This is a genomic window from Streptococcus anginosus (genome assembly GCF_900636475.1).
GTDB classification, from domain to species: domain Bacteria; phylum Bacillota; class Bacilli; order Lactobacillales; family Streptococcaceae; genus Streptococcus; species Streptococcus anginosus.
In genome coordinates, this window is record NZ_LR134283.1 from 1,924,783 (window position 1) to 1,947,654 (window position 22,872).

Below are 22,872 nucleotides of genomic sequence, written 5' to 3' on the forward strand. Positions count from 1 at the left end.
TGCTATAATGAAAAGAACATTTTAAAATAAGAATTGTAACAAGTAAGGAAAGAAATGGCGAATATTTTAAGAAAAATTATCGAAAATGATAAAGGTGAATTAAGAAGATTAGAAAAAATGGCAAAGAAAGTCATGGCGTATGAAGATGAAATGGCTGCTTTGTCAGATGAAGCTTTGAAAGCAAAGACGGATGAATTTAAGCAACGGTATCAAAATGGCGAGTCATTAGATGACTTGCTTTATGAAGCTTTTGCGGTTGTTCGTGAAGGTGCAAAGCGTGTGTTAGGACTTTTTCCTTACCCAGTACAGATTATGGGTGGGATTGTCTTACACCATGGAGATGTGCCAGAAATGCGTACAGGGGAAGGAAAAACCCTGACAGCAACCATGCCAGTTTATCTGAACGCTTTGTCTGGAGAAGGGGTTCACGTTGTCACAGTAAATGAATATCTGACAGAGCGTGACGCAACGGAAATGGGGGAACTGTACTCTTGGTTGGGGCTTTCTGTTGGTATCAACCTTGCTGCAAAGTCATCCGCAGAGAAAAAAGAAGCCTATGAATGTGATATCACGTATTCAACCAATGCAGAGATTGGTTTTGACTATTTGCGTGATAATATGGTGGTGCGTGCTGAAAACATGGTGCAACGCCCGCTCAACTACGCTTTGGTTGACGAAGTAGACTCCATTTTGATTGACGAAGCTCGTACGCCTTTGATTGTGTCAGGACCAACTTCGTCTGATACGAACCAACTTTATCACATGGCGGATAGCTTTGTGAAGTCTCTTAATAAAGATGACTACATCATTGATGTGCAGTCTAAAACCATTGGACTTTCTGACTCTGGGATTGATAAAGCAGAAAGCTACTTCAAGTTAGAAAACTTGTATGATATTGAAAATGTAGCACTGACTCACTTTATTGACAATGCCCTTCGTGCAAACTATATCATGCTGTTAGATATTGACTATGTGGTGAGTGAAGAGCAAGAAATTTTGATTGTGGATCAATTTACAGGTCGTACAATGGAAGGTCGCCGCTATTCAGACGGACTTCACCAAGCAATTGAAGCCAAAGAAGGTGTGCCAATTCAGGATGAAACAAAGACTTCGGCTTCTATCACTTACCAAAATCTATTCCGTATGTATAAGAAATTGTCAGGGATGACAGGGACAGCTAAGACAGAAGAAGAAGAATTCCGCGAAACTTATAACATTCGAGTGATTCCGATTCCTACTAACCGTCCGGTGGCTCGTATTGATCACCCAGACCTTCTTTATCCAAGTATTGAATCAAAATTTAAAGCAGTTGTCCAAGATGTGAAAGCTCGTCATGAAAAAGGACAACCTGTACTTGTTGGGACAGTAGCAGTTGAAACAAGTGATTATATTTCTAAAAAATTAGTCGAAGCTGGAGTTCCTCATGAAGTATTGAATGCGAAAAATCACTATAAAGAAGCACAAATCATTATGAATGCTGGTCAACGTGGCGCGGTAACGATTGCAACCAATATGGCTGGTCGTGGTACGGATATTAAACTTGGTGAAGGCGTTCGCGAGTTAGGTGGACTTTGTGTCATTGGTACAGAACGTCATGAAAGCCGTCGTATTGATAATCAACTTCGTGGTCGTTCGGGTCGTCAAGGAGATCCTGGTGAATCACAATTCTACCTATCACTTGAAGATGAACTTATGCGTCGCTTTGGATCGGAACGGATTAAAGCTGTTTTGGATCGCATGAACCTCAGCGAAGAAGAGTCTGTCATCAAATCTCGTATGCTGACGCGCCAAGTAGAAGGAGCTCAAAAGCGTGTTGAAGGGAACAACTACGATACACGTAAACAAGTCCTTCAATATGATGATGTTATGCGTGAGCAACGTGAAATTATCTATGCGCAGCGCTATGATGTCATTACGGCTGATCGTGATTTGGCACCGGAAATTCATGCCATGATGAAGCGAACAATCAACCGTTTTGTGGATGGCAACAGTCGTGCAGAACAAGATGAAAAATTAGAAGCAATTGTTAATTTTGCAAAATACAATCTTGTTCCAGAAGAATCTATTGAAATCGCAGATTTAGAAGGCTTGTCTGATGAAGATATCAAGGGTGATTTATACAAACGTGCCTTGGAGGTTTACGATAGTCAAGTGGCGAAACTTCGCGATGAAGAGTCTGTCAGAGAATTCCAAAAAGTTCTGATTTTACGCGTTGTAGATAGCAAATGGACTGATCATATCGATGCTTTGGATCAACTTCGGAACGCAGTTGGACTTCGTGGTTATGCTCAAAATAACCCAGTCGTTGAATACCAAGCTGAAAGTTTCCGTATGTTTAATGACATGATTGGTTCGATCGAATTTGATGTGACGCGTTTAATGATGAAGGCTCAAATTCACGAGCAAGAACGTCCGCGTACGGAGCATCATATCAGCACAACAGCGACACGCAATATTGCAGCACAACACTCTGGCTTGCCTAGCGATATTGATTTGACAAAAGTGAAGCGCAATGACTTGTGTCCATGTGGTTCTGGTAAGAAATTTAAAAATTGTCATGGACGCCACAGATAAGTAGTGTAAAGAGGGGGAGATTATGACATTTAAGGCAACTAGCGAGCCAATTGATGTAGCAAAGGTTCGCAATTTATCAAAGTTGGAAGGAGAGGCTTTAGCTAAAAAAGAGGCACGAGATCGCGAGTTAAATGCCATTATTCGTGGAGAAGATGACCGCATTCTGTTGGTCATTGGTCCGTGTTCTTCTGATAATGAAGCGGCTGTCCTAGGATATGCAAAGCGCCTATCTGTCCTCCAAGAAGAGGTGAAAGACCGTATTTTCATGGTTATGCGCGTGTATACAGCTAAGCCTCGCACCAATGGCGATGGTTATAAAGGATTGATTCATCAACCGAATGCTAAGGCTGCTCCAAGCTTAATTAATGGGATTAAGGCTGTTCGGAATTTACATTATCGTGTCATTACGGAGACGGGAATGACGACAGCTGATGAAATGCTCTATCCAGAAAATCTTCCGTTGGTAGATGATTTGATTTCTTATATGGCTGTTGGGGCGCGTTCTGTGGAAGATCAGCAACACCGTTTTGTCGCTAGTGGAGCTGATGTTGCGACCGGTTTGAAAAATCCTACGTCTGGCAATCTCAATGTCATGTTTAACGGGATTTACGCAGCGCAAAACAAGCAAAGTTTCTTGTTTGCTGGTAAGGAAGTAGAAACTTCAGGGAATCCTTTGGCACACGCTATTCTGCGTGGTGGGCTTGATGAGTATGGAAAAAACATTCCAAACTATTACTATGATAATTTGCTGGATACGATTGACCAATATGAAAAAATGGGCTTAGAAAATCCTTTTATCATCATTGATACCAACCATGATAATTCTGGAAAACAGTATTTAGAACAGGTGCGAATTGTCCGTCAAACTTTAATTAACCGTGATTGGAATGAGAAAATCAAAAAAGTTGTACGCGGCTTTATGATCGAGTCTTACTTAGAAGATGGCCGTCAAAATGAGCCTGAAGTGTTTGGAAAATCCATCACAGACCCTTGTTTGGGTTGGGATAATACAGTCAGATTAGTCAAGGAAATTTATACTACCCTATCTAAAAATGAAAAATAAAAAGGATGGAGTTGAGACTAGTCTCAACTCTTTTTAAAAAGATGATTAAAGGACATGGTATTGATATAGAGGAAATTTCTTCTATTCAAAAAGTTTATGAAAAAAATGCTCGCTTTGCCCAAAAGGTTTTGACAGCCGCAGAATTTGCACGGTTTGAGAAACTTTCTGGCAAGCGAAGAATGGAATATTTGGCAGGACGTTGGTCTGCTAAAGAGGCTTTTTCTAAAGCATGGGGGACTGGAATTGGTTGTGTCACTTTTCAGGATTTAGAAATTTTAAACAATGAAAAGGGAGCGCCTATTTTTACTAAGTCGCCTTTTTCTGGCAAGGTCTGGGTGTCGCTCAGCCATGCAGGTAATATTGTTACAGCTAGTGTTATTTTGGAGGAACATCATGAAAACGAGTAATCATCGGCCTACTAAGGCTATTGTGGATTTGGCTGCTATTCAATTTAATATTAAACAAATTGCAGCGCATATTCCAGACAATGTAGAAAAATGGGCTGTTGTCAAGGCAGATGCCTATGGTCACGGTGCAGTCGCTGTTACGCAATCTATTGAGCCAATTGTGGATGGCTTTTGTGTTTCCAATATTGATGAAGCGGTAGAGCTGAGAGAAGCTGGTATTTTAAAAAAAATTCTGGTTCTGGGAGTATCAACTATCCAGTCTGTTCTGTTGGCAATTAAATACAAGATTACTTATACGGTGGCTAGTTTAGAATGGATTGATTTGCTTTTGAAGTCAGACATAGACCTAACTGGACTGGTTGTTCATATAAAAATTGATTCTGGAATGGGGCGGATTGGTTTTCGAAATAGCCAAGACGCTCAAGAAGCGATTCATCGTTTGGAAAAGGCAGGTGCTCAGGTCGAAGGAATTTTCACCCATTTTGCGACAGCTGATGAAGCAGATACGCATAAATTTGAAACTCAGCTGGCACGTTTTAAAGAAATTTTAGGGCAATTAGAAACCGTTCCACCGATTGTTCACGCTAGTAATTCTGCAACGACTCTTTGGCATGCAGAGACTGTGATGAATGCGGTGCGTCTGGGGGATATTATCTATGGTCTCAATCCTAGCGGTCGTACGTTGGAGCTCCCTTATGAAATGAAGCCGGCTCTTTCTCTGGTGTCGGAATTGGTTCATGTCAAGCAGCTGGAAGCAGGAGCAGATGTGGGGTACGGAGCTACTTATACGAGTGAAAATTCGCAGTATATTGGAACGATTCCGCTGGGCTATGCTGATGGCTGGACGCGAGGTATGCAAGGCTTTAATGTTTTAGTTGACGGGAATCCTTGTCCCATTGTTGGACGCGTATCTATGGATCAGATTACTGTTCGTTTACCTCAGTTTTATCCTATTGGAACGTCAGTTGTCCTTATCGGTGAAAGTGGTAAAGAAGCTATTTCTGCAACAGATGTGGCAGAAAAACGGGAAACCATCAATTACGAGGTGGTTTGTTTGATCAGCGACCGCGTCCCTAGAGTTTACAAAGAATGAGTTGAAATCTAAAAGTAGTCGGAAACAATCCAAAGAGCTATTGGAGGGTGTCTGTTTTAGCCTGCTTTTATAAATTCTTAAGAAACAGAACTGAAAGAGGAATTATGAATTTACACCAACCTTTAACGGTTCTGCCGGGTGTAGGACCGAAATCTGCTGAAAAGTTTACTAGGCTGGGAATTGAAAACCTACAGGATTTACTACTCTATTTTCCATTTCGCTATGAAGATTTTAAAAGTAAGAATGTGTTAGAACTGGAAGATGGTGAAAAGGCGGTTATCTCAGGACTTGTCGTTACGCCAGCCAATGTGCAGTATTATGGCTATAAACGTAATCGTCTACGTTTTACTATAAAACAAGGCGAAGTGGTGCTTGCAGTCAATTTTTTTAACCAACCCTATCTGGCAGACAAAGTGGAGGTTGGTTCAACCATTTCTATTTTCGGGAAATGGGATAAAGCAAAAGCGAGTCTGACAGGTATGAAAATCTTAGCACAAGTGGAGGATGACTTACAGCCTGTCTATCGAGTGGCACAAGGGATTAGTCAAGCTAGTTTGGTGAAAGTCATTAAGACAGCTTTTGACCAAGGCTTAGAACTTCTGTTGGAAGAAAATCTGCCTCAAATTCTGCTGGAGCGCTATCAGTTAGTGGAACGCAGTCAGGCTGTGCGAGCCATGCATTTTCCAAAAAACTTAACAGAGTACAAACAAGCTTTGCGTCGGATCAAGTTTGAAGAGCTTTTTTACTTTCAAATGCAATTGCAAGTTCTCAAACATGAAACAAAAGATGTTAGTCAGGGCTTAATTATTCCTTGGCGGGCAGATTTGCTAGAAAAGAAAAAAGCTACTCTACCTTTTGAGTTAACGGCTGCTCAAGAGCGCAGTCTAAACGAGATTTTACAGGATATGCAAGCGCCCACTCACATGAATCGACTGTTGCAAGGAGATGTCGGCAGCGGAAAGACAGTGATTGCAGGTTTAGCCATGTATGCTACCTATACGGCTGGTTTTCAGTCTGCTCTTATGGTACCGACTGAAATTTTGGCAGAGCAGCATTTTGATAGTTTGAGCCAACTTTTTCCTGAACTACGGATAATTCTGTTGACAGGAGGAATGAAGCCGACAGAACGCAGACAAGCACTAGAAGCGATTGAGGCTGGTCAGGTAGATATGATTGTCGGTACTCATGCTTTGATTCAAGAAAGTGTGACATATCATCAGCTTGGTCTGGTGATTATTGATGAACAGCACCGTTTTGGAGTGGGACAGAGACGAATTTTGCGGGAAAAAGGAAATAATCCTGATGTGCTCATGATGACCGCAACGCCCATTCCTAGGACGCTTGCTATTACTGCTTTTGGTGATATGGATGTGTCAATTATTGACCAAATGCCAGCTGGGCGTAAGCCGATTATCACTCGTTGGGTCAAGCATGAGCAGTTGGAAGTAGTTCTGGATTGGTTGAGGAAAGAGCTGCAACGAGGTGCTCAGGTCTATGTCATCTCTCCTTTGATTGAGGAGTCGGAAGCTCTGGATCTGAAAAATGCTATTGCTTTGGAAGAGGAATTAAAGGCTTATTTCGGTGACAAAGCACAAGTAGCTCTGCTACATGGTAAAATGAAGAGCGAAGAAAAAGATACCATTATGCAGGATTTTAAGAAAGGAAAAATTGACATTCTGGTTTCCACGACTGTTATTGAAGTCGGTGTCAATGTGCCCAATGCTACGGTCATGCTAATCATGGATGCGGATCGATTTGGGCTCAGCCAGCTTCATCAGTTACGTGGTCGAGTAGGACGTGGAGATAAACAGTCTTATGCGGTTCTTGTAGCCAATCCTAAGACAGAATCCGGCAAGAAACGCATGAAAATCATGACGGAAACGACTGACGGTTTTGTCTTAGCTGAGGAAGATTTGAAAATGCGTGGTTCTGGTGAAATCTTCGGCACTCGTCAGTCCGGTTTGCCGGAATTTCAGGTGGCAGATATTGTAGAGGATTATCCAATTTTAGAGGAGGCCAGAAAAGTCGCCAGTCAAATTGTGTCCACTCCTGATTGGCGAACGAATGCAGATTGGCATATTGTAGCGCTTCATTTGGACAAGCAGGACTACTTGGATTGATTTTAGTTTATCATCATATATAAACCAAAAAACTTCACCATTTGGATGAAGTTTTTTAAATTAAGTTTTCTGAAAGAAATCTATAAGCCTGCTTTAAGTTTTTCGGGCTATACTAAATTCATCAAAAAAAAGAGGTAAGTCCAATGACAGTAAACATTAAAGTACATTATAACAAAACATTCAAAAAATCAGGAAAGGAATCAGAAATATATGGCAAATAACTAAAAACAAAAGAGCTAAAAACTTTTTTCATAAATCTCCTAAACATAAAATATCCTAAGAAGCTTCGAAATATCGGAGCTTTTTATCTATGTAAAATCAACCTTCAATATAGTTTCTTAAGGCTTGTCCTTGAAGTCCAGCATTCAGGGCGATTAGCAGCTTGATACGAGCTTTAGGTGCATTCAGCTCTTTGACAAACATGATTCCTGATTCGTGTAACTTTACACCGCCTCCTTCATAAGCGTAAACTGGCTCTGCAATCCCGTTAAAGCAACGTGATACAAGTGCAATTGGCAATCCAGAATTCGCAAGTTGTCTGAGCTTTTGGGCAACTTCTTGTGGCAGATTTCCAGCGCCAAAGCCTTCAATGATGAGACCGTCTATCTTTTCCAAGTCTAGCATATCAAGCAGTTCAGTTTTCATTCCAGCGTAGGCTGGGATAATCGGTACTAACCCAGAAATTTTATCTAAATGAAAACGAACGCGTGGTTCAGCTGTTTTGAAATAGAGGATTTCTTGCTTCATAATCAGTCCGAGTGGTCCATGAGTTGGCGTTTGAAAAGTGCCGACATTGGTTGTATGCGTTTTGGTCACGTATTTGGCAGCATGGACTTCATCATTCATAACCACCAGAACGCCTTTTCCGCGTGCTTTGTCATCACCTGCTACACGAAGTGCAGATAAGTAATTGTAAACTCCGTCACTTCCTAGTTCGTTGGAGCTTCGCATGGCACCGGTCAAGACGACAGGAATATCTGGAAGTTCCATGGTATCCAAAAAATAAGCTGTTTCTTCCAGAGTGTCCGTTCCATGAGTAATGACAACCCCGTCAAAATGCTTCCCGTCTGTCTTGATTTTTTGATACAATTGCAGCATGTGCTGTGGTGTTATGTGAGGGCTAGGAATATTGAAAACATCAAGAGCCGTCACTTGAATGCCTTCTAAAGGAACTGCAACATGGTTCATGGGATTGTGTTCGTTTGTGATGACTTTTCCAGTAGTATCCGCCTGCATGGAAATAGTACCGCCAGTATGTAAAACTAGAATTCTTTTGGTCATAAGTGAGCTTCTCCTGAATCTATGCTATAATTATTGTATCATAAAAGAAAGAGATGAGAAATGAATGGAAATTAAAGCAGTCTTTTTTGATATTGATGGGACATTAGTAAATGATAGTCGAACGGTCTTGAAATCCACAGAACAAGCGATTCATAGTTTAAAACAGCAAGGTATTTTAGTTGGTTTAGCGACAGGTCGGGGTCCATTTTTTGTTCAATCTTTTATGGAGCAGTTGGATTTGGACTTTGCAGTAACCTATAATGGACAATATATTTTTTCAAAAGATAAAGTCATTTCTGCGAAGCCAATTGATAAAACTAGTTTGCGTCACCTGATTCAGTATGCTCGCCAGCATAAAATAGAAATCTCGTTTGGAACAAAATCAGGAGTGATTGGCTCCAAAATCATGAGCTTTGGCATGAGCAAGTTTTCTCAATGGACCAGTCGTTTTGTTCCGAAGAAGATGACACACTTGGTCAATAAAAGTTTCAACAATGTGATTAGTAAGGCACTTCCTCAACAGGAGGATGATTTATTGAAATCTATTCAAGAGCCGATTTACCAAGTACTGATGCTGGCAACACCAAAAGAAACACAAGCTATCGAAGCGGATTTTCCAGATTTAAAGTTTACTCGTAGCAGTCCTTTCGCAGCTGATATCGTCAATCAAGGAATGTCAAAGTTAGAAGGAATTAAGCTCGTTGGAAAAGAATACGGTTTTGACATCAATCAAGTCATGGCTTTCGGTGATTCTGATAATGATGTTGAGATGTTAGCGGGCGTTGGCATGTCTATTGCCATGGGAAATGGAACCAGTCGAGTGAAAGAAGTTGCAAAACACACAACCAGCAGCAATAGTCAGGACGGGATTCATAAAGCTTTGGAACACTTTGGCATTTTAGCGAGTGAAAAAGTCTTTATCAGTAGCGACCACCACTTTAATAAGGTTAAAGAATTTCATGGGATAATGGATGAATGCACGCAGGAAGAGCCCATCCTGTGGACAACAGAGGGTGCTCGTCATCGTGCAGGTTTCAAGGTAGAAGAGCTAGTGGAATTTTTACGTGCAGCCAGTCCGTCAGAAGAAATTTTCAATCAGTCTGTTCAATCTTTGCATAAAGCGATAGATAAAGCTTCCGATAAGGTTAAACAGAAGAGTAACGCAGAGATGTCTCTCGTTGGACAAGTAGATGCACTGATTGATATGCTATATTTTACTTATGGTAGTTTTGTTTTAATGGGAGTAGATCCTGAGCGTTTATTTGAAATTGTACACCAAGCGAATATGGGGAAACTCTTCCCAGATGGTAAAGCGCACTTTGACCCAGTTACTCATAAAATTTTAAAACCAGATGATTGGGAAAAAAATTATGCACCGGAACCTGCTATCAAAAAAGAGCTTGAACGCCAAATTCAGGCTTATCAACGAAATTGTGAAAAAAATGAAGAATAAAAAAGAGGAGAGACTGGTTTATGCCAATCTCTCTTTATCTTTGTATTATAATGTTTTTTCCTTATCACGAACAACAAGTAAGTCAACTTTTGCATGACGCAAGATGTATTCAGATGAGGAACCAACCAGTAACCGTTCAAAGGCATTGAGCCCGGTAGCACCGACCATGATGAGATCAACTTTTTGTTCTTCTGGAATATCAGTGGCAAGAAGGGTTTTCGGATTTCCCATTTCAACAACTGTGACAACATTTCCCACGCCAGCTTCTTTGGCTTTTTCAGCATATTGATCCATGAGTTTTTTTGCGTCTTCTTGTAATTCTTCATAGACTTCTGCATCAAATGTAGAAACGCTTTGCAATGCACGTGTATCAATAACATGTGCTATTGTTAAACGCGAATTATTTCTCAGCGCCACATTTACGCCCTTTTCAAAAGCAAGCTCAGCTTCGTGAGAACCGTCAACAGCGACCATAATGTTTTGATATCTTTGTAGCATAGGAATACCTCCATTCTTTCTTTAGTTATATTGTAACCCTTTACATGAAAAAAGTAAAGCATTTTCATGCAGACTTTACAAGAAGTTTTTTAGATTTTTTAGAAAAATTGCGTTATAATAAATTGACTCTTTTGAAATGAGGAAAAATTCGATGAAAGAATTTAATAAATCAACAAAATTAGAACATGTGGCTTATGATATTCGAGGTCCCGTCTTAGAAGAAGCTATGCGGATGCGTGCCAACGGTGAGAAAATCCTCCGTTTGAACACAGGAAACCCAGCTGAGTTTGGTTTTACAGCGCCAGATGAGGTGATTCATGACTTGATTATGAATGCGCGTGATAGTGAGGGCTATTCAGACTCGAAAGGGATTTTTTCTGCTCGGAAAGCTATTATGCAATATTGCCAGTTAAAGAATATTCCAAATGTTGATATTGACGATGTCTACCTTGGAAATGGAGTCAGCGAGTTGATTGTCATGTCTATGCAAGGTTTGTTAGATAATGGCGATGAGGTGCTGGTACCTATGCCGGATTATCCTCTCTGGACCGCAGCGGTCAGTTTAGCGGGAGGGAATGCTGTTCATTATCTTTGTGATGAAGCTGCTGATTGGTACCCAGATATTGATGACATTAGATCGAAAATTACTTCTAATACAAAAGCTATTGTCGTTATCAACCCAAACAATCCGACAGGAGCTTTGTATCCTAAAGAGGTGTTAGAAGAACTTGTTGGGGTTGCGCGGCAAAACAACTTGATTATTTTTGCAGATGAGATTTATGACCGTTTAGTGATGGACGGTGAGAAACATACGGCTATCGCAAGTTTGGCTCCTGACCTTTTTTGTGTCAGCATGAACGGCTTGTCTAAATCACATCGTATTGCTGGTTTTCGTGTCGGATGGATGGTACTGTCTGGTCCTAAATATCACGTAAAAGATTATATTGAAGGGCTGAATATGCTATCCAATATGCGGTTGTGTTCAAATGTCTTATCTCAGCATGTGGTACAAACGTCACTCGGCGGTTATCAATCAGTCGATGAATTGTTGCTTCCTGGTGGTCGTATTTATGAGCAACGGAATTTTATTTACAAGGCTATCAATGAAATTCCGGGTTTGTCGGCAACCAAACCTAAAGCGGGGCTTTATATTTTTCCTAAAATTGATAGGGAAATGTATCGAGTAGATGACGATGAGCAATTCGTGCTGGATTTCTTAAAGCAAGAAAAGATTTTACTGGTGCATGGACGAGGTTTTAACTGGAAAGACCCAGATCATTTTCGTATTGTTTATCTGCCTCGTGTAGATGAATTGGCACAAATTCAAGAGAAAATGACTCGTTTCTTAAGTCAATATCGGAGATGATGAAGAGCAGCTGAAAGGTTGCTTTTTTGTTGCTGAAATAAAAGAGTAATAAACTTAGAAAGACTAATTGCACACAATTGTATCTCAATAAACAATTTTCAGATAATTGTTGAAGATTAAAGCGCTTTATGATATAATCAATAAGATTATATGCGAGGTAAATTATGGCAAACTTATTAGCAAAAACACGAAAAATTACATCTATTTTGCGTCGTTCAGATGAGCGATTACAAGATGAATTACCTTACAATGCAATTACCCAGCAGCTAGCTGAAATTATGGATTGCAATGCTTGTATTGTAAACAGCAAGGGGCGTCTTTTGGGGTATTTCATGCGCTACAAGACGAACAATGACCGTGTGGAAGCATTTTATCAAACAAAAATCTTCCCAGAAGAGTATGTTCGCACAGCGAATTTGATGTACGATACAGAAGCTAATCTTCCTGTCAATCATGCTTTATCTATTTTTCCAGTCGAAACCAAAGATGAATTTCCAGATGGCTTGACGACGATTTCGCCTATTCATGTATCAGGGATTCGCTTAGGAACATTGATTGTTTGGCGAAATGATAAAGAATTTGATGATGATGACTTGATCTTGGTTGAAATTGCAAGTACAGTAGTTGGGATTCAGCTACTCAACTTCCAACGAGAAGAAGATGAAAAAAATATTCGCCGCAGAACAGCTGTAACCATGGCTGTGAATACGCTATCTTATTCAGAATTACGAGCTGTTTCAGCTATTTTAGGTGAACTAAATGGTAATGAAGGACAGTTGACAGCATCGGTCATTGCAGATCGTATTGGGATTACTCGCTCAGTGATTGTCAATGCTTTGCGTAAACTAGAGAGTGCAGGCATTATTGAGAGTCGTTCTTTAGGAATGAAAGGAACCTACCTTAAAGTCCTTATTCCCGATGTCTTTGAAGAGATTAAAAGGAGAGACTACTGATGACAAAAGCATTGATTTCGATTGATTATACGGTGGATTTTGTGGCAGATGATGGCAAGTTGACAGCTGGAGCTCCAGCTCAGGCAATTTCTGAAGCTATTGCCCAAGTGACCGAGGCAGCTTTTGAGCGAGGAGATTATATCTTTTTTGCAATTGATGCGCATGACGAAGGAGATACTTTCCACCCAGAAAGTAAACTCTTTCCACCACACAATATCAAAGGAACTAGTGGACGCAATCTTTATGGACCATTGGCTGACTTTTATGAAACCTATCAAGCGGACTCTCGAGTCTTTTGGATGGATAAGCGTCATTATTCTGCCTTTTCCGGCACAGATTTGGATATACGTCTGCGAGAAAGAAAAGTAGACACGGTGATTCTGACAGGAGTCTTGACGGATATTTGCGTCCTGCATACGGCAATCGATGCCTACAATTTAGGGTATCAAATTGAGGTGGTAGAACCTGCGGTAGCTTCTCTTTCTGAAGAAAATCATAAATTTGCTCTCAATCACTTGCAAAATGTTTTAGGTTCGACTATAATAGATAACAATTTAAAAGTAAAAAAGCAGTAGAGTAGGCTTGCTGACTTGCACAGAAAGTGCTGAAAGCTGAGAGCAGCACCAAGAAAGCAAAATCCGAAGAACATACTGTCAATGATAAAATGGTTTTTTCTATGCTATTTATGACAAAAGATAATATTGTTTAAAACTATTATATTGTTGCGAATGATTTGTGTGAATCAAAGCACAAACGGCTGCTCACGTTACGAGCCAGAGGTTGCAATGCAACGAATAACAGTGGTACCACGGCTTTCGTCTGTTTTACAGGCGAAAGCCGTTTTTCCATCGTTTTAATGCTTTAGAGTCTAGAGCTATGGACATAGATTTACGCAGTAAAGTCTATGTTCCTTATAATTCTTAGCACATAGAGGAGTGGATGCAGTTTTGTCCTTTGGACAAAATCTGTAACCCCAAATTGCTTAATGCTTTATAGCATTAGATCTATGGGCGTAGATTTCTATATGTAATTTGTGGTAAATTGGTGATTAAACTGAACATGAATTTAGAAAGAGGTAGAGAATATGAAAGAAGTTTTTATTGGAAACTACGGTTTGGAACAAGTTGGTCAGAAAATGATAGCGACTGGGTGGGTTGCAAATATCCGAAATCATGGGAAATTGGCTTTTATAGAGCTACGAGACCGAGAAGGACTGCTTCAAGTTTTTGTCGCAGGTGATAGCCCGGCTTTTACTGAAATTGAACATCTACATAAAGAAGATGTGATTGCTGTTACAGGAGAAGTTGTCGAGCGAGAAGCCCGCTTTGTCAACAAAGCAATCAAGTCAGGGCAAGTCGAGCTGCGAGCGGAGGCAATTCAAATCCTTGCAAGCAGTAAACCTCTTCCTTTTGAACTCGATCAGCACGCCCATACAGGAGAAGAGTTGAGACAGAAATATCGCTATCTGGATTTGCGTCGGAGTAAGATGACAGAGAACCTCAAACTTCGTCACCAAGTAACCAGCACAATTCGTGACTACTTAAACGGTAAGGATTTTCTGGAAGTGGAGACACCTTATTTGACGAAATCTACACCAGAAGGAGCCAGAGATTTTTTGGTTCCTAGTCGAGTTTTTAAAAATCAATTTTATGCTTTACCTCAGAGTCCGCAAATGTTGAAGCAACTCCTAATGGGAGCTGGTCTGGAGCGTTATTATCAAGTTGTTCGCTGCTTTCGAGATGAGGATCTACGGGGAGACCGTCAGCCTGAATTTACTCAGGTCGATATGGAAATGAGCTTTGCTAGTGAAAAAGACATTCGCATGCTTGTAGAAGAGATGCTCAAAGCGGTTGTTAAGAAAACTCATGGTTTGGAGCTGACAGAAGCTTTTCCGACTATCAGTTATGAAGAAGCCATGAACCGCTTTGGTACAGATAAGCCGGATACGCGATTTGGTTTGGAATTAAAAAATCTGACCAATCTCTGTCAGGATAATCCCTCTCTTTTGCTCAAACAGGCTTTTGCTCGTCATGAAGAATTATGGGGCATTTGTGTTCCAAATGCTACGGATTCTTTCACGAAGAAGCAGCTCAGTCATTTCTATCAGGAAATGAAAGAATTTGGAGCTAGTAGGTTTGCTAGTCTTAAGGTAGAAGCAGGTGAATTTCAAGGGGATTTGGCTTCGACTTTTGAGGCAGAAGCAGCTGCTTTCATAGACCGATTTGAAGCGCAAGGCGATGATTTGCTTTTACTGGTCATTGCCAAGAAAAGACAAGCTCAAGAAGCCTTGGGGCATTTGCGATTGGAGATTGCCAAACAATTAGATTTAATCAATCAGAGTCGACTGGACTTCCTTTGGGTGCTGGATTGGCCTTTGCTAGAGTGGAATGAGGAGCAAGAACGCTATCAAGCCATGCACCATCCTTTCACACAGGGGATTTTTGAAGATGGGCAAGAGCCAGGTCAATTTCGCAGCCATGCCTACGACATTGTCTTGAATGGCTATGAAATTGGGGGCGGTAGTTTACGGATTCATGATCGAAAGAGTCAAGAAGCTATGTTTGAACTTCTGGGTATGGAAAAAGAAGATTACGAGCGTGACTTTGGCTTTTTCTTAGAAGCGCTTGATTATGGTTTTCCGCCGCATGGTGGTCTAGCACTGGGCTTGGATCGACTGGTTATGATTTTAGCTGGTGAAGAAAATATCCGTCAGGTCATTGCCTTTCCGAAGAATGGAACTGGTTTTGATCCTATGCTAGAAAGTCCCAGCCAAGTAGATGCGAGTCAAGTGAAAGAACTTCAGTAAGTGTCTAGAGTTTCGGGAAACGTAAAATTAAATACCTTGTAACCTAAGAGAACGAAAAAATCGTTCTCTTTTTTCGTTGCCTAAAATAATGGAAAGGACACCAAACAGATGTCAAATAACATTGAAATCATCATGAATCTTGATACCTTAGAAATCTTTGAAGTAATTGATCTTGATGAAGAGAAAGAAGCAGCTGTTACAGATACTGAGGAGCTTCCTGAAGAAGTAAAAACATCCCCATACGATGACCTAGGAAGAGTTTGGCTAGGGAATGGTTATTACTACAAGCCTTTTAGCTTGCTTTGGAGAACTGAGAAAGATGATGTTATTCATGAGCTGAATCCCAAGAATAAACATGGCACCTATCCTTATCATAAACGAGCCCGAGATGGGACGTGGGGTCATATTTATCAACTGACACAAGAAGAAGCCTTGTGGCTAACCTTAGAGTTTAATCCTGAATTGATGAGTTATGTGTAGGGTTAAGAGAGAAAATAAAAAATGACCGAACGAGAAGAATCACTTTATGAAGTAAGGTTATGCCTATTTGGAATCCCATTATGGAAAGTAAAATACACTAAGCGAGAATTACTGATGTCTGCTTTTTGCGCTGCTAATAAGAACAAGATTATTGAATTGATATTTATTGATAAAGAGGGGGAATATGATATTTGGTATTTTTAACTTTTTATTGATTATATCAGTATTTAGAAAGGAGAGGTAGAAAGAATGAGTGTCTTGATTCCTGTAAATATTATCTTTGCTTTAATACTTTACCCTATGTTTATCAGTAATTATCGGAAAAGAAAACCTTATTTGTTGCATTTGTTTCTCTTTCTGATAAATGCTCTAGTATCACTGTATGAGATTTTTAATTATTTAGGCTGGTTGAAATAAGGAGATAGAGGATGACTCAAGAAGAAATAGAAGCTGGAATTTGTAGACGATGCGGATGTAATTGGATTACCCCTTGTATCGATGAAAAGTATGGTCCTTGCTGGTGGGTAGTATAGAACGCTGTGTAGTCATTGTTTTTATGGATTTAATGATGAACCTTATCAGACGAAAGTTTACTATAGGCCAGGTTATGATTTTCTTGAGAGAAATAGAGAATTTGCATGGGGAATATTGACAAATCCAAAAAGTCACTGGGTTTATGATATGGAACATGATGTTTTGTGTGTAGTTGGCTTAGGGGATCATATTGGAGCTGTTCGTTTTATTGCAAAAAAATTCTATGGACTAAAACGTATCTATCGTGAAGAGATACCTAAATGGCAAGAAATTATCGATGAGAATATGATTTTTTACAATGCAATGGTTGATGATCCAGAACATTATGCTTGGCATTTACCACGAAAGTATCGATTGGAGGATTGATATGAATAACAAGGTTATTTTTAAGATACAGAACCTTCTTGAATTAGCTTATGATGCACCAAATGACGAAGAAGGACAAACAGCTCTTCTAATGGCTCAAAAACTTATGGTCAAGCACAATCTATCTATGACCGACCTAACGACTACTAAAAACAAAAATAACATTGGTGAAACAGTAGGAACCTGGGAGTATAGAATGCCTTGGTGGCAAGAGAAATTAGCAGCTATTCTAGGTGAAAATTTTAGATGTAAAACGATAAGAAGAAGGGTTGTTGATGAAGGAATTACACAAATCATTTTCTTTGGGTATGATACGGATGCTGAATTGTGTACCAAGGTCTATGAAGGAGCTATTTTATATCTGAAGTATCGATTAAAATGGCTATTTCCTACAATTCCTAAAGCACGTTGGAAAGATTATAAAAAGTCATACTTGATAGGATTTCTTGCAGGACTAGACGAGCGATTTAGAAAACAGGCACAATCCTCAGAAGAATTTGCTTTGATGGTGCAGGTACCAGCAGAAGTGCTGGAAGAACAAAGACTACGTATGGGAGAATTGAAAAATCGCGAAACTAAAGCACAGATTGAGAATATTGATTTTGAGGCGTATGTAACTGGTCTTGAACATGCTAAAAAATCTCGATTAATGCCTAATAAATTGTTAAAAAGCAGTTAAGAAAACAAAAGAAAAAAGAATCCAATAAAGGAGTTTTTATGAGAACACAACAATCTTCTATGGTTAAACTAACAAAAAATATGATGGTAATTGATTTGATGAGAACAACAGGTTGGTCACGAGATCGAGCTCTTGCTGCGATTGAAGAATTGGAAGCAACGAGTTTAATCCAGTTTTCTCATCAAGGTGGTATGAAGCTATGTATCAATGCTGAGGTGTTTTAAATGATTCCAAATAGAGATATTACAGTCAATCAATTAACCACACAGACCTTTTATCAAATTCCACAATTATTTATGACAAGAATTGAACGCAAGTGGAATCCTGAAAGAAAGATACTGATGACGATTCGTTACGTTAGTCCATACGTTAAATTATCTTCAGATGCCAAACTTAGTTATGGCATATTGCTGAACCGTTGCCAGTTAAGTATTCATTCTCATGAAAGTGGGAACAGTGAATATGTAGATGAAAATGGCTCAGTGTTTATGATTTATACAGTCAGCGATTTGATGGAAGTATTAGATAAATCAAAACCAACTGTTACCAAAATTAAGAAAGAATTAACTGAAATGGGCTTGTTGCGAGAAGTTCGACAAGGAAATAATAAACCGAATCGATTGTATTTACAAAATGTTGATGCAACTTGCCAAATAGTAGAGCATTACGATGAAAATAATGTCTTGTTAAAACGGTTTGACTACTTTGGAAAACTTCTTTATGAGAAAGAGGAGTCGTTAACAGAAGAAGCGAAAACCCTTGATAATAGCGGAGGTAAAAAAATTGAACGTCCAAAATCTTTACTTCCGGAGGGTAAAAATTTTAACCCAAGTAAGAATAATACAAGTAAGACTGAGATAAATAATATTAGTTCTAGAAAGAGTGAGAAAATTTCTGATGAAATTTCTCCCTCTCCTGAAGCTGATCATATACATCATCTAGAAAAAGTTGAGAAATATATTTCACCAAAATATTATTCTCTCTTACAAGTAATTGCAGATGAGTATAATGGCAAATTTTGCCAACAAGATTTGTTTACTGGAGAGTTCCAAAATTACAGCTTAACTCATAGGCAAAAGATGATGATAGGACAATACCTTTCGGAAGGTTATGTGACCAGTAAAGAAGTTCTTAATCTTATTAATCGTATTCCCTATGATTGCGGATCTCCTTTAGCCTATCTCATGCGCAGTTTAGAAAACCTCAAGGAAGAGCGAAGATTAGAAGTGAAGATATTGGCGCATAAACAGGCAGAGTTGAAATATGGCAAGAGCAAGGGAGGAGACAAGTATGGCGTTTAACAGACAAAAAGGCATTATCAGAGGCTCGATGGCTGCTAGAATACGTCCGACAGAACCGAAACCAGTACAAGAGATAGTGATGGAGATTGAGTATTTTGATAAAACAACAGAAACAATTTCACTCACCTATAACCTAGAAGAACTACAGAGATTAGTATCTAGCTCTTTCAGTACAGGAGCTAGTATGAATTTTCCAAGTGCACGACCACCTTTTACAATCAACCCAAGATGGGTGAAGAAGGTGACCTACAAAGTAAAAGGGGTGATTCCATGTGACTAAGCCTATCCAAAACCGAGTGAAGGAACTACGAAAACAAGCAGGTCTAACCCAGCAAGAGCTTGCAGATCAGCTTGGAGTTATTCGTAAGACAATCTCAAATTGGGAAAGAGGAACGAATCGGATCAGTCCTGAACATACTGAAAACCTAGCTAGATTTTTTCAAGTGTCGGTTGGATACTTATTAGGCGTGAGTTCAGATCGCAAAGCAAGTTCAGATTTAGGTCACTATGTAGCTTATCGTCTTAAAAGTGAGAAGTGAACCTAATAGTTCTTCAAAAAATAAATGACCTAAGCAAGTCATAAAACTACTTGAAGTTCTTTGACAATTGAATACCCCCACTGTCCTGATTAGCGGAACTAAGCATAAAAAAGAAAAAGGGCGGTGTGTAGCTAGAAAAAGATATCTAGCGCTGTTCCGCCACGTAAAGGCATAGCTAGTTAAAGCTATAAGCCGAAGGAGTTTGCGGTAAACTAGACTCAAAACCGTGCGTAAGAAACACAGTAGAAATGCTACGGCATTAACTCGGCATGGCTGTAAATCAGCCTTTGATTCACAAGGAGGAAAATGATGAATCAAATAAATTCAACAAGTGAGGTAACCCTCACAGATTTAAGACGATTAGGAATGCAAGGAGGTGCAACAGCCCTTCTTGACAATGGTGAAGAAGTCAAGTTGACGAAAAAATATGGTTTAATCTCTCGGAAAGGATACGTTGAAGGAAAACTTGTAACGGTTGCGACAATCGCAAATTATGGGAATATTTATAAAAGCATACGCACCATTAAACGTGGCAATATTCTTGTAGCCCGTAAAGTCAAACGAGGGAAACAGTCTATTTTACAATTAACTGGCAAAGGTTACCATAGACCGATCGTTCCATCTTAACAGATAGAGTCCTCATCTGTCTGTTTTGAAGAGCAAAGAAAGCCTCTTTCTTTGCTGTTGAAAGCAGATAGGTGTAAAGGAAAGAGAAGTAGATGAGTAGATTGAACTCATAACAAAAATAAAGAAATAAAAAATAGGAGTAACACATTATGAAACAAGTTTCTAAAACAATTTTAACAACTATTGCAACAATTGCTGCTCTTAATGCAGGACAACAAGCAGTTCAAGCAGAAGAATTATCAAAAGTAGATCCTCAAAAGACTGAAGTCGATCAAGTTCAAAAAAGAAGTAACTCAAGCAGATGTGACGGCAAGTCAAACAAAAGTAACTGCCGCAAATACAGCAGTTAAAGCGCAGGAAACAGCTGTTGCGACAGCTAGACAAGAAGTCACAGTTGCTGAAAAGAAAGCAAGTACTGCACAAACTAATCTTTCTCAAGCAGAGAAAGTAGTTGCTGAAGCAACACCAGGAAATATTTCTAAAGCAGAACAGACGGTGAAAAATACGCAAACGGCTGTAGAAAATGCTGAGAAAGCTGTTACAGCAAGTCAAGCAGCTCAAACACAAGCTCAATCAGTTGTCACAAGTCAGGAAAAAGTTACGAAACAGGCACAGGAAGCGGTGAAGGTAAAACAGGGTGAAGTAAGTAAAGCCAAAGAAAAAGTTGCGCAAAAACAAGCGATTTTAGATGGTACAGGCACAAAAGAAATCATTGAAAAAGCTGAACAAACACAAGCTAAGGTTAATGCTGATAAAGAAGCAGTTGCCAAAGCTCAAACGAACTTGGTTGAAGCGAAGCAAGCAGACGCTAAGCGTGAGAAAGCTCTAGCGTCCGCTGAAAAAGAAGTACAGATTGCTAAAGCTACTGAACAAGAAACAGGACTTGATTATGCGCATAAAGTAAATGATGCAAATAAAACAGCCGATAAACTCTTTGAAGCTGATTCTAACTTAACAAAAGCCAATCATAAAGTTGAAGCTATCAATACGATTACGCTTTCGCAAGATTATATTGCAGCTCTACGAGACTATAATCAAAACTTTACTAAATATAGTAAAGCAGAATTAAAGGCTCAAACTGATAAGCTGGTTGCTATGGGAAAGGCACTCGCTAAACAGAATCAATTTAAAACGAATCAAGATGATAGTGATCTTGATACCTTAGATTTGAATCATCTCCCAGCCGAAGTTCGAGAAGAGATGTCTCTCTTTGCGGCTGATTTGCTCAATCAAATTCGTGCAGCTTTTGGAACAGCGAAAGTTGAAGTTTCTAGAGGTGCAACTGAAGCAGTTAATGAACATGTTTCCACTTCTGCAACGAATGGTGTGAAAGGTCATGATCGAGTAAATCTAGATCGAGTACTAGCTAAAGTAGGCATTACTAGCGGAACAGAAGAAAGCATTGGCTTAATGGGTGGATCTGGTTCTGCTCGGAAACAACAGAGAATCAGTCCACGTGAGTTAAAACGACTGATTTATAATAACATCTTGAACTTGATGTTTAATGCTTTTGAAGATGTAGAGGATAATGAAAACAATGAGTTTCTCCATGCTGGAACGCTAGCTGGATTATCTGAAAGCGGTGTGAAAAAGGCTTACTTAGGAGTCGGTACATCTTATAAAGATGACTTTTGGCAAGTAGTCAACTTCCTCTTTGTGTATGATAAGGCTCTTACACAACCAAATACCTTTGACGCCAAGCATTGTCTAATCCATTTGATAGTAAGGAAGTCTTAGTCCGTCAAAAAGCGGCGCAAAGCGCTTATGATTTAGCTAAGAAAGCTGACGAACAAGCCAAAGCGAATCAAGCCCAAGCAGAAACAGACTATCAAAAAGCGAAAGAGAAGCTAGCGCTTGTGACTGCTAAACGGGATAGTTTGAAAGCTGAAACTCCTTTAACTCCTGCCGCAGAAACAGCTCTCACAAAAGCACAGGAAACGTTGAAAGTAGATGAAGCAGAAAACAAAGCGGCACAAAAGGCGGTGAAGCAACTAACTGCGGATGTTAAGGCGAAACAAGAAGCTTTAGCGCAAGCCAAAGCGGAATTAGCTCAAACAGAAACAGAGTTAAAAGCTCTTGAAGCGATTCTTTCAACGGAACAATCCACTTTAGCTGCTAAACAAGCAACTCTTGCACAAGCAAGAAGACTTGTTAAACAACGTGAAGCTGAATTAGTACAAGTAAAAGAACACCGTACAAAAGCACAAGCAGTTGTTGCTCAATTGAAAGCCGCTCCAGCCATGCTGAAACAAGCTCAAATGGCTTATCGCTCTGCTAAACAAATGTTATTTGAAAAGAAAGAAATATTAGGACGTGAAGAAGCTAAATTGACTGTATTAAAAGCTGAACAAGCAGAAGTGACAAAACAACATCAAGCACTTGTGAAGATTTATCAAGAACAATTGGAAGCAGAACGTCAAGCTAAATTAGCGGAACAAAAAGCAGTTATTGAAAAAGCAGGCGGACAAGCAGTTCCAGTCTTTGATGAAACTGGTAAATTGGTTTCTTACGAAAGTATGTATAAACAAGCTACACAATTATTAGTGGGAAGTCAATCAACTGTTCAGCCAGTTCAGGTAAATTATTCAACTCGTTTGAAAAAGCACTTCCTTCTACTGGTGAAAAAGGCTCAATCTTGAGTGCAATTGGTGGATTGCTTCTAATTGGCTTTAGCTTTGTGGAATATAAAAGAAAAGAAGTGAAATAAGGAGCAAGTATGTATTTAATGTATT

General features: G+C 39.6%; 25 protein-coding genes. 23 read left to right on the forward strand and 2 right to left on the reverse strand.

The features are described 5' to 3' along the window. Nucleotides 1–54: 54 nt before the first annotated feature. The 5 genes from secA (at nt 55) to recG (ending at nt 7,257) form a co-directional block, all read left to right on the forward strand. Nucleotides 55–2,574: a preprotein translocase subunit SecA gene (gene secA / locus EL079_RS09555; protein ID WP_003031212.1), complete on the forward strand. Its 2,520-nt coding sequence runs from the start codon at nt 55–57 to the stop codon at nt 2,572–2,574. Nucleotides 2,575–2,596: 22 nt separating this feature from the next. Next, on the forward strand, nt 2,597–3,637 hold the full coding sequence (locus EL079_RS09560) for a 3-deoxy-7-phosphoheptulonate synthase (RefSeq protein ID WP_003031205.1): 1,041 nt from the start codon (nt 2,597–2,599) through the stop codon (nt 3,635–3,637). Nucleotides 3,638–3,678: 41 nt separating this feature from the next. Next, complete coding sequence (acpS, locus tag EL079_RS09565) at nt 3,679–4,044, forward strand: holo-ACP synthase (protein WP_026248185.1); 366 nt, start codon at nt 3,679–3,681, stop codon at nt 4,042–4,044. Beyond that, complete coding sequence (alr, locus tag EL079_RS09570; protein ID WP_003031208.1) at nt 4,031–5,137, forward strand: alanine racemase; 1,107 nt, start codon at nt 4,031–4,033, stop codon at nt 5,135–5,137. Before acpS ends, alr begins: the two co-directional genes overlap by 14 nt. 104 nt (nt 5,138–5,241) lie before the next feature. Continuing rightward, complete coding sequence (recG, locus tag EL079_RS09575; protein WP_003031206.1) at nt 5,242–7,257, forward strand: ATP-dependent DNA helicase RecG; 2,016 nt, start codon at nt 5,242–5,244, stop codon at nt 7,255–7,257. A 318-nt stretch (nt 7,258–7,575) separates the two neighbouring features. On the opposite strand, the gene EL079_RS09580 is transcribed toward recG, so the two are convergent. After that, entirely contained in the window at nt 7,576–8,538 is a 963-nt protein-coding gene (locus EL079_RS09580) for an asparaginase (RefSeq protein ID WP_003031204.1), read from the reverse strand. Nucleotides 8,539–8,602: 64 nt separating this feature from the next. Here EL079_RS09580 and EL079_RS09585 point away from each other — a divergent pair, with 64 nt between their 5' ends. Further along, nucleotides 8,603–9,991, forward strand: a complete 1,389-nt coding sequence (locus EL079_RS09585) for a Cof-type HAD-IIB family hydrolase (protein ID WP_003031203.1) — start codon at nt 8,603–8,605, stop codon at nt 9,989–9,991. Nucleotides 9,992–10,036: 45 nt separating this feature from the next. Here EL079_RS09585 and EL079_RS09590 read toward each other — a convergent pair whose 3' ends face one another. Further along, nucleotides 10,037–10,489, reverse strand: coding sequence for a universal stress protein (locus EL079_RS09590; protein WP_003028799.1), 453 nt, complete (start codon nt 10,487–10,489; stop codon nt 10,037–10,039). Nucleotides 10,490–10,640: 151 nt separating this feature from the next. Here EL079_RS09590 and EL079_RS09595 point away from each other — a divergent pair, with 151 nt between their 5' ends. The 17 genes from EL079_RS09595 to EL079_RS09860 all read left to right on the forward strand — a co-directional run bounded on the left by EL079_RS09595 (nt 10,641) and on the right by EL079_RS09860 (nt 22,847). Further along, nucleotides 10,641–11,855: a pyridoxal phosphate-dependent aminotransferase gene (locus EL079_RS09595; RefSeq protein ID WP_003031210.1), complete on the forward strand. Its 1,215-nt coding sequence runs from the start codon at nt 10,641–10,643 to the stop codon at nt 11,853–11,855. A gap of 164 nt (nt 11,856–12,019) precedes the next feature. After that, nucleotides 12,020–12,808 carry a GTP-sensing pleiotropic transcriptional regulator CodY gene (gene codY, locus EL079_RS09600; protein WP_003031214.1) on the forward strand — a complete coding sequence of 263 codons (789 nt, stop codon included), beginning with the start codon at nt 12,020–12,022 and terminating at the stop codon, nt 12,806–12,808. Beyond that, complete coding sequence (locus EL079_RS09605) at nt 12,808–13,383, forward strand: cysteine hydrolase family protein (RefSeq protein ID WP_003031209.1); 576 nt, start codon at nt 12,808–12,810, stop codon at nt 13,381–13,383. Before codY ends, EL079_RS09605 begins: the two co-directional genes overlap by 1 nt. Before the next feature lie 509 nt (nt 13,384–13,892). Continuing rightward, entirely contained in the window at nt 13,893–15,614 is a 1,722-nt protein-coding gene (gene aspS / locus EL079_RS09610; RefSeq protein ID WP_018543576.1) for an aspartate--tRNA ligase, read from the forward strand. Nucleotides 15,615–15,722: 108 nt separating this feature from the next. Then, nucleotides 15,723–16,094: a hypothetical protein gene (locus tag EL079_RS09615; RefSeq protein WP_003030375.1), complete on the forward strand. Its 372-nt coding sequence runs from the start codon at nt 15,723–15,725 to the stop codon at nt 16,092–16,094. A 21-nt stretch (nt 16,095–16,115) separates the two neighbouring features. Further along, nucleotides 16,116–16,298 carry a hypothetical protein gene (locus EL079_RS09620; RefSeq protein WP_003030386.1) on the forward strand — a complete coding sequence of 61 codons (183 nt, stop codon included), beginning with the start codon at nt 16,116–16,118 and terminating at the stop codon, nt 16,296–16,298. A 444-nt stretch (nt 16,299–16,742) separates the two neighbouring features. Next, entirely contained in the window at nt 16,743–16,994 is a 252-nt protein-coding gene (locus EL079_RS09625) for a hypothetical protein (RefSeq protein WP_018543574.1), read from the forward strand. A gap of 1 nt (nt 16,995) precedes the next feature. After that, a complete protein-coding gene (locus EL079_RS09630; RefSeq protein WP_003030358.1) occupies nt 16,996–17,673 on the forward strand; it encodes a DUF2786 domain-containing protein in 678 nt (225 codons plus the stop codon). 38 nt (nt 17,674–17,711) lie between these two features. Beyond that, nucleotides 17,712–17,897: a hypothetical protein gene (locus tag EL079_RS09635; protein WP_003030351.1), complete on the forward strand. Its 186-nt coding sequence runs from the start codon at nt 17,712–17,714 to the stop codon at nt 17,895–17,897. Continuing rightward, the gene (locus EL079_RS09640; protein ID WP_003030403.1) at nt 17,898–18,974 is read left to right on the forward strand and encodes a replication initiator protein A; all 1,077 of its coding nucleotides are present in this window, start codon (nt 17,898–17,900) and stop codon (nt 18,972–18,974) included. Between the two features lie 28 nt (nt 18,975–19,002). Then, on the forward strand, nt 19,003–19,254 hold the full coding sequence (locus tag EL079_RS09645; RefSeq protein WP_373852534.1) for a thiopurine S-methyltransferase: 252 nt from the start codon (nt 19,003–19,005) through the stop codon (nt 19,252–19,254). Beyond that, a complete protein-coding gene (locus EL079_RS09650; RefSeq protein ID WP_003030391.1) occupies nt 19,247–19,513 on the forward strand; it encodes a helix-turn-helix domain-containing protein in 267 nt (88 codons plus the stop codon). The genes EL079_RS09645 and EL079_RS09650 overlap by 8 nt, the downstream gene beginning before the upstream one ends. Before the next feature lie 309 nt (nt 19,514–19,822). Further along, complete coding sequence (locus EL079_RS09655) at nt 19,823–20,140, forward strand: hypothetical protein (protein WP_003030405.1); 318 nt, start codon at nt 19,823–19,825, stop codon at nt 20,138–20,140. Nucleotides 20,141–20,289: 149 nt separating this feature from the next. Further along, nucleotides 20,290–20,490: a hypothetical protein gene (locus tag EL079_RS09845; protein WP_232009277.1), complete on the forward strand. Its 201-nt coding sequence runs from the start codon at nt 20,290–20,292 to the stop codon at nt 20,488–20,490. Further along, the gene (locus tag EL079_RS09850; RefSeq protein ID WP_232009278.1) at nt 20,444–21,877 is read left to right on the forward strand and encodes an SEC10/PgrA surface exclusion domain-containing protein; all 1,434 of its coding nucleotides are present in this window, start codon (nt 20,444–20,446) and stop codon (nt 21,875–21,877) included. Before EL079_RS09845 ends, EL079_RS09850 begins: the two co-directional genes overlap by 47 nt. Continuing rightward, nucleotides 21,844–22,779 carry a coiled-coil domain-containing protein gene (locus EL079_RS09855; RefSeq protein ID WP_232009279.1) on the forward strand — a complete coding sequence of 312 codons (936 nt, stop codon included), beginning with the start codon at nt 21,844–21,846 and terminating at the stop codon, nt 22,777–22,779. The genes EL079_RS09850 and EL079_RS09855 overlap by 34 nt, the downstream gene beginning before the upstream one ends. Further along, the gene (locus EL079_RS09860) at nt 22,776–22,847 is read left to right on the forward strand and encodes a hypothetical protein (protein WP_232009299.1); all 72 of its coding nucleotides are present in this window, start codon (nt 22,776–22,778) and stop codon (nt 22,845–22,847) included. The genes EL079_RS09855 and EL079_RS09860 overlap by 4 nt, the downstream gene beginning before the upstream one ends. Nucleotides 22,848–22,872: the final 25 nt, after the last annotated feature.

Excerpts from the sequence above, each read along its gene's own strand:
- EL079_RS09630 (WP_003030358.1), top strand. The coding sequence starts at position 16,996 with ATGAATAACAAGGTTATTTTTAAGATACAGAACCTTCTTGAATTAGCT.
- secA (WP_003031212.1), top strand. The coding sequence starts at position 55 with ATGGCGAATATTTTAAGAAAAATTATCGAAAATGATAAAGGTGAATTA.
- EL079_RS09595 (WP_003031210.1), top strand. The coding sequence starts at position 10,641 with ATGAAAGAATTTAATAAATCAACAAAATTAGAACATGTGGCTTATGAT.
- aspS (WP_018543576.1), top strand. The coding sequence starts at position 13,893 with ATGAAAGAAGTTTTTATTGGAAACTACGGTTTGGAACAAGTTGGTCAG.
- codY (WP_003031214.1), top strand. The coding sequence starts at position 12,020 with ATGGCAAACTTATTAGCAAAAACACGAAAAATTACATCTATTTTGCGT.
- EL079_RS09640 (WP_003030403.1), top strand. The coding sequence starts at position 17,898 with ATGATTCCAAATAGAGATATTACAGTCAATCAATTAACCACACAGACC.
- EL079_RS09655 (WP_003030405.1), top strand. The coding sequence starts at position 19,823 with ATGAATCAAATAAATTCAACAAGTGAGGTAACCCTCACAGATTTAAGA.
- EL079_RS09635 (WP_003030351.1), top strand. The coding sequence starts at position 17,712 with ATGAGAACACAACAATCTTCTATGGTTAAACTAACAAAAAATATGATG.
- EL079_RS09620 (WP_003030386.1), top strand. The coding sequence starts at position 16,116 with ATGACCGAACGAGAAGAATCACTTTATGAAGTAAGGTTATGCCTATTT.
- EL079_RS09605 (WP_003031209.1), top strand. The coding sequence starts at position 12,808 with ATGACAAAAGCATTGATTTCGATTGATTATACGGTGGATTTTGTGGCA.
- acpS (WP_026248185.1), top strand. The coding sequence starts at position 3,679 with ATGATTAAAGGACATGGTATTGATATAGAGGAAATTTCTTCTATTCAA.
- EL079_RS09845 (WP_232009277.1), top strand. The coding sequence starts at position 20,290 with ATGAAACAAGTTTCTAAAACAATTTTAACAACTATTGCAACAATTGCT.
- EL079_RS09615 (WP_003030375.1), top strand. The coding sequence starts at position 15,723 with ATGTCAAATAACATTGAAATCATCATGAATCTTGATACCTTAGAAATC.
- EL079_RS09585 (WP_003031203.1), top strand. The coding sequence starts at position 8,603 with ATGGAAATTAAAGCAGTCTTTTTTGATATTGATGGGACATTAGTAAAT.
- recG (WP_003031206.1), top strand. The coding sequence starts at position 5,242 with ATGAATTTACACCAACCTTTAACGGTTCTGCCGGGTGTAGGACCGAAA.
- EL079_RS09580 (WP_003031204.1), bottom strand. The coding sequence starts at position 8,538 with ATGACCAAAAGAATTCTAGTTTTACATACTGGCGGTACTATTTCCATG.
- alr (WP_003031208.1), top strand. The coding sequence starts at position 4,031 with ATGAAAACGAGTAATCATCGGCCTACTAAGGCTATTGTGGATTTGGCT.
- EL079_RS09645 (WP_373852534.1), top strand. The coding sequence starts at position 19,003 with ATGGCTGCTAGAATACGTCCGACAGAACCGAAACCAGTACAAGAGATA.
- EL079_RS09590 (WP_003028799.1), bottom strand. The coding sequence starts at position 10,489 with ATGCTACAAAGATATCAAAACATTATGGTCGCTGTTGACGGTTCTCAC.
- EL079_RS09560 (WP_003031205.1), top strand. The coding sequence starts at position 2,597 with ATGACATTTAAGGCAACTAGCGAGCCAATTGATGTAGCAAAGGTTCGC.